The organism is Kitasatospora sp. NPDC054795, from assembly GCF_053611565.1.
In genome coordinates, this window is sequence record NZ_JBSHAP010000244.1 from 1 (window position 1) to 5658 (window position 5658).

At 76.9% G+C, this 5658-nt stretch carries 6 protein-coding genes; 2 read left to right on the forward strand and 4 right to left on the reverse strand.

The window, feature by feature from the left end:
• Window positions 1-58: 58 nt before the first annotated feature.
• A complete protein-coding gene (locus tag ACWGJO_RS40715; protein WP_452190842.1) occupies window positions 59-598 on the reverse strand; it encodes a CGNR zinc finger domain-containing protein in 540 nt (179 codons plus the stop codon).
• Between the two features lie 26 nt (window positions 599-624).
• Here ACWGJO_RS40715 and ACWGJO_RS40720 point away from each other — a divergent pair, with 26 nt between their 5' ends.
• Window positions 625-1938 (forward strand): MFS transporter, encoded by a 1314-nt coding sequence (locus ACWGJO_RS40720; protein WP_452190843.1) that lies wholly within the window; start codon window positions 625-627, stop codon window positions 1936-1938.
• Window positions 1935-2957 (forward strand): DUF2510 domain-containing protein, encoded by a 1023-nt coding sequence (locus tag ACWGJO_RS40725; protein ID WP_452190844.1) that lies wholly within the window; start codon window positions 1935-1937, stop codon window positions 2955-2957. The genes ACWGJO_RS40720 and ACWGJO_RS40725 overlap by 4 nt, the downstream gene beginning before the upstream one ends.
• A 143-nt stretch (window positions 2958-3100) precedes the next feature.
• Here ACWGJO_RS40725 and ACWGJO_RS40730 read toward each other — a convergent pair whose 3' ends face one another.
• The 3 genes from ACWGJO_RS40730 to ACWGJO_RS40740 all read right to left on the reverse strand — a co-directional run.
• Window positions 3101-3622 carry a hypothetical protein gene (locus ACWGJO_RS40730; RefSeq protein WP_452190845.1) on the reverse strand — a complete coding sequence of 174 codons (522 nt, stop codon included), beginning with the start codon at window positions 3620-3622 and terminating at the stop codon, window positions 3101-3103.
• The gene (locus ACWGJO_RS40735; RefSeq protein WP_452190846.1) at window positions 3619-4173 is read right to left on the reverse strand and encodes a hypothetical protein; all 555 of its coding nucleotides are present in this window, start codon (window positions 4171-4173) and stop codon (window positions 3619-3621) included. Before ACWGJO_RS40735 ends, ACWGJO_RS40730 begins: the two co-directional genes overlap by 4 nt.
• Window positions 4174-4263: 90 nt before the next feature.
• A partial coding sequence (locus tag ACWGJO_RS40740) for a hypothetical protein (RefSeq protein WP_452190847.1) occupies window positions 4264-5658 on the reverse strand: 1395 nt, incomplete at its 5' end.

A 5658-nucleotide genomic window follows, 5' to 3' on the forward strand; every position in this document is an offset into this window, starting at 1 on the left:
GGCCGAAGCCCTCCCACACGTCCCCGTCGTCCGGGCGGGACGGTCACCCGCGGGACGGTCACCCGCGGGCCGGGCCGGTCGCCGGTCGCGCCGCGCGGCGGTGGCGGCGGACGGCGTCGCGGTTGGCGCAGAGCTGGGAGCAGTAGCGCCGGCGGCCGGTCCGCGTGGTGTCGGCGAAGAGGGTGGTGCACTCGGCGACGGCGCACCGGCCGAGCCGGTGCATGCCGCGGCCCACCAGGTGGAAGGCGGTGCCGACGGCGATCAGGGTGGACAGCACGGCGGCGAACGGCTGGTGGTCGTCGCGGTAGTGGAGGTGCCAGCCGTCAGCGTGGTCGGTCAGCCGGGGGTGGGCGGCGTCGGCGGCCAGCATCCGGTTGAGCCGTTCGGCCCGTTCGCGCTCGTCGGCCGCGTCGACCACCGACTCCCAGCTGTCCAGCAGGGCCAGGATGCGCGCCAGGTCCGCCGGCAGAACCGGTCCGTCGACCACCAGCCCGGCCGCGCGGCAGCGGTCCACCAGTTCCCCGGCGGTTCCGGGGCGCCGGTTGGCCAGTTCCGCGGCGAGGTGCACGGCGCCTTCGCCGTAAGGGTTGAGATGCATAAGACCATGACACCAGGCTGCTGAGCATGAGTCAGCACACCGACACCGAAAAGCACTCCGGGCCGGGGGCCGTCGGGGACGCCGCCCGCCCGCTCCGGTACCGCTGGGTGGTCCTCGGCGTCGCCACCGTCACCCAGGCCGCCTCCGGCTTCTTCGTCCAGGGCATCGGGGCGATGGCCGTCCCCCTGCAGCAGTCACTGGACCTCAGCACGACCCGGCTCGGCCTGCTCCTGTCCGCCTCCCAACTGGTTCCGCTGGTCGGCCTGCTGGTGGCCGGTGCGCTCCTGGACCGGCACAGCGAGCGCTGGGTCGTCGGCATCGGTTCCGCCGTGGTCGCCGCGGCCCTGCTCCTCGGCAGCCTGGCGCAGGGGTACGCCTCCCTGCTCGCCGTCCTGCTGGTGGTCGGCGCCGGGTACAGCACCGTGCAGCCCGGCGGCAGCAAGTCGGTGGCCGTCTGGTTCGCCCCGGCGCAGCGGGGACTGGCCATGGGCGTCCGCCAGGCGGGGCTGCCGCTGGGCGGCGCACTCGCCGCCGCCGTCCTGCCGCTGGTGGCCGTGGCGCACGGGTGGCGGGCGGCGCTGGTGGTCGGCGGGCTGGTCGCCCTCGTGGGCGCCGGGCTCTTCACCGCCCTCTACCGACGGCCGCCGGCCGCCACGGCCGTGCGCCCCGCTCCCGGCACCGCCGCGCCGACGGCCTCCGTCCGCTCCCGGCTGCGGATGCTCCGCGAGCCGGCCATGACGAGGATCCTGTTCTCCGGCCTGAGCCTGGTCTCGGTGCACAGCGGCATCGGCGTGCTCGGCGCGCTGTACCTCCACGACGTGACGGCCCTCGGCCCCGGTCCGAGCGCCGCCGTCCTGGTGGCGGTCCAGGTGGCGGGGGCGGCCGGCCGGATCGCGCTGGCGGCCTGGAGCGACCGCAGCCGTGCCGGGCGGTACCGGCCCGTCCTGGTCTGCCTGGGCGCGGTGGTGGCCGGGTTGACGGCCCTGACGACGCCGGCGGGCCACTCCCCCGTGGTGGCCGCCCTCCTGTTCACCTGGCTGGGCTTCTTCGGCATCGGCTGGTACGGCCCCTGGGTGGCCCACCTGGCGGAGTCGGCCCCACCGGGCCGGACCGGCTTCGCCCTCGGGCTGGTCATGGCCGTCAACCAACTGGCCGTCGTCCTGGTCCCGCCCGCCCTCGGGCTGCTCCGCGACACCACCCACGGCTTCACCGCCGCCTGGGCCGCCCTCGCCGCTGCCACGGCCGCGACCCTCGTACTGACCGCCCGCGGCGGGGGCGGCGGCGGGCGCGGCACCCCTGCCGCCACGGGCCGCACACCGGCGGGTACCGTACGGCCGTGAGCAACGAGACGCCTCCCGGGTGGTACCCGGTCCCCGGTCCGGACGGCGCCCCCGGCCACGAGCGCTGGTGGGACGGCAACGCCTGGAGCAGCGACGTCCGGCCGGTCCAGGGCGGCTACGGCTACCCGGGCCAGGAGGCGCCCCCGGCGCAGCAGGCGTACCCGGGCCACCCCGGCCAGCAGGCCTACCCGGGCCCGCAGACGTACCCCGGCCAGCAGGCCTACCCGGGCCCGCAGGCGTACCCGGCCGCGGGCTACGGCCGGCCCGGCCCCGGCTACCCGCCGATGGCCGCGGCCCCGCTCCCGGCCCCCAAGCGGGCCAAGCCGGGCGTGATCATCGCCGCCGCGGTCGGTGTCCTGGCGGTCGGCGGCAGCATCGCCGGAGTCGCGCTCAGCCACGGCGGCGACCCCACGGCGGACCCGACCACCGACCCCACCGTTTCCGTCAGCCGCAGCACCGGCCCGACCACGAGCCCGGGCCCCACCCCGAAGCCGGCCACGCCCAAGCCCGCCCCGGTCCTCAGGAGCACCGTCGCGGACCAGCAGCACTCGATCACCCTCCCGGTGTTCGAGGGCTGGGAGGTGACGACGACCGACACCCCGCAGTGGTCGGTCTACCTCGGCAGTGGCCGCTACACCTGCGCGAACGGCAAGGCCTGCATCCGCGGCCGGTTCTCGGTGGAGAAGAACACCATCCAGGGCGACAGCGCGAAGGCCGCCGCCGACGCCGCCATGCCGACCGTCGCCAAGCAGATCTTCAGCGGGATGACCTCGCAGACCGACTACGGCTCGGGCAGCCTCGCCGTCGCCGGCGTGGCCGGCTACGCGACCCGCTGGCACATCACCAACGCCGACGGCACCCAGGGCTACGTCCTGCTGGCCGCCCTCCCCGCGAAGGGCGGGGGCTACGTGGTCTTCGACGGCGGCGTGGACGACGACCCGGCCGCCCCGGACGTCTCGGTGCTGGACCAGATCCTCCTGGGCGTCAAGAAGGACGAAGCCCCAACCAGCGGCACCTGACGTCCCGTTCCGGCGGTGTCGCGACCGCCGTCGCCCTCGCGGCCACGGCCATGGCCGCCCCGCCTCCGGGCGCGGGGCCGCGCGGCTCCACCCCCTCGGGGCCTCCCGCGCGTTCCGCGGCACCGGGCTGCCCCGGGGCTCGGCTACGCCGGCCGGTCGTCCGGGAGCCGCTCCGGGAAGGTGGGCGGCGGGAGCGGGCGCGGGCGTGCGGTGGGCCGGTCGCTGCGGCGCAGGACGAAGACCACCGGGAGGGCGATCAGGCTGGGCCCGGCGAGCAGGCCGGCCAGCCACTGGCGGCCGTCCAGGCCGACGATCACCGAGCCGGCGAGCATTCCGGCGGCGAGCACGAAGCCGGCCACCAGTCCGCCGACGTAGAGCTGGTGGGCGCGCTGGTCCTTGCGGTCCTGAGCCGCGATCCGGGCGCGCTCGGTCACGTGCTCCTCCCGCATCCGGGCCGCTTCGAGCTCCGAGGCCGACACCGTCCGCTCGCGTTCCAGCGACGCCTGATGGCGCTCCCGGGCACTCTCCCGGGCGTGTTCGCGCCGGAGTTCCAGTTCGAGGTGCTCCAGGGCCACCCGCAGGTGCTCGGGCGGAAGCCGGGCCCACTGGGTGGCGATCTCCAGGGCCGTCGGACGGCGGGTGCGGCTCTCCTCGGGGGTGGTCACCGGTCGTCACCTCGGGGCGTGGGGGCGGTGCGGTCGGGGTCCCGGGCCGCACCCGGCGGCGGGCCGAGCCGGAGGAAGAGGCGTTCCAGGCCCTCGGCGACGGTCTCGGCGGCCACCGGGGTCAGCGGGTCGTCGGTGTACTCCAGCAGGGGCCGGTGCCCGACCCCGTCGCCGCTCCCGGTGACCGCCGCGTCGCCGTCCGCCCAGGCGAGGAGGCTGCCGGAGGCGTCGGACCGGAAGACCGGCCCGCTGCCCACCGGCCCCGCCTTTGAAAGGCCCTCCGAAAGAACCGGCGGCAGGCCCGCGGGGACGGGGAACCCCAGGCCCATGGGTGCGGGCCCGGTCGGCAGCGGGCTCTGAACGCGCCTCCCGGGCCCGTCCGCCCGTGCGCCCGGTCGTGGCGGCGTCGGCAGCGCCAGCGCGGCCAGCACCGCCGCGGCCAGCGCCGGAACGGCCGCCCACCAGCCGATCCCGGTGGCGGCGTACAGGACCAGCGTCCCGGCCCAGACCAGGACGGCCGCGCCGCCGAGCACCGCACGTCTGCTCCCCACACCGCCCCCCTTCCTCCGATCCGAGCCTACCCATGACGAGGGCCCCCCGGTCGGAGAACTCCGCCGAGGGGCCCGGACGGTGGCGAGGGGTCAGCTGTGCTGCGGGGCGGGCAGCGTCGCCGAGCCCGCGAGCAGCGGCCACTCCCGGTGGAACGGTGGCAGGGGCAGCTTGCCCTCGATGATCGGGGTGCCGAAGACCTTCAGGTGGGCGAGCAGTGAGCCGTTCAGGTCGACGCCGCCGACCAGCGACCAACTGCCCTGCGCCTGCGGCGGGTTGCCGGAGGAGTCGGCGACCAGCGAGCCCTCCGCCCGGGCGCTCAGATAGGGGGCGACGGTGGTCTCCACGCCGACGGTGTCGTACAGGCCGAGGCTGATCTCGGCGCCGAGCGCGGCCCGGACGCCCGCCTTGCCGTTGAGCCGCACGTGCACCGGGGTGACCTTGGTCTCGGCGCTGGTGGCCGGGGTCCAGCCCTTGCCGCCGGTGTAGTCGGCGCGCACCGCCCAGGTGCCGGTGGCGTCCTGTTCCGCCTCCAGGTGGACCTGGCCGTCGGCGCTGACCTCCAGGTAGCAGGTGAGGCCGAGGTTGACGACCACCGGTAGGCCGGCGACCGTCAGCACCGGGCTGGCCTGCAGCTTGGCGAAGGGCACCCGGACGGGGGCCGCGCCGGTGCTGCGGGCGGCGTCGCCGGTGACCTTCCACTGGGCGTGGGCGCCGAGGTCGAAGCCGATCGAGGCGGTGCGCGGGCTGCCGGCCGCCGCGCCGTGGTAGGCGAAGTGGACGGCGGGGTGGAGCTGGAGCGAGCCGGACGCGTCGAGGCTCGCGCCGTCGGGCAGCGGGACGGGGGCCTTGAGGTTCACCTCCAGGGTGCCGGAGGCGTCGGCCTGGACGCCGTTCCCGGTCAGGCCGGCGGTCGCCTTGAGGTCCTTGACCAGCGGGGTCACGGTGATGCCGTGCGGGTCGACGGGGACGCTGCCGTCGGCCTCGGTGCCGCCGAGGAGTTCGGCCAGGGTGGCCGGACGGGTGGTCAGGGCGATGGTGTTGCCCGCGCCGGGCCGGACGCCGGTGACGGCGACCAGCGCGCCCTGCGGGGCGGCGGCGGTGGGCGGGCTGGCGATCAGCTGCCCGGGCTGGACGGCCGCGGCCGCGACTGCGGCAGGCGGGACGGCGCCCGGCGAGGTCGTGGCCGCGGCTGTGGGCGCGGCAGTGGGCGAAGCCGTGGGCGAAGCCGTGGCCGGGGCTGTGGCCGGGGTGGCCGGCCCCGTCGCCGACAGCACGGCCGTGCCGCCCGCCGGGTCGTAGGCCGTCAGCTGGAGGTTCTTCGCCGCCGCCGTGACGGCGCCACCGTCCTTACCCGGGCTGCCGATCGCGGCCTGGTGGTCCTCGGCGGGTGCGGCGGTGACGGTGGTTCTGCTCGGGGTCGGACGGCCTGCGGCGGGGCTGCCCGCCTTGGCGCGCGGGGTGCCGCCGGCGGGCGGGGCGGCGGC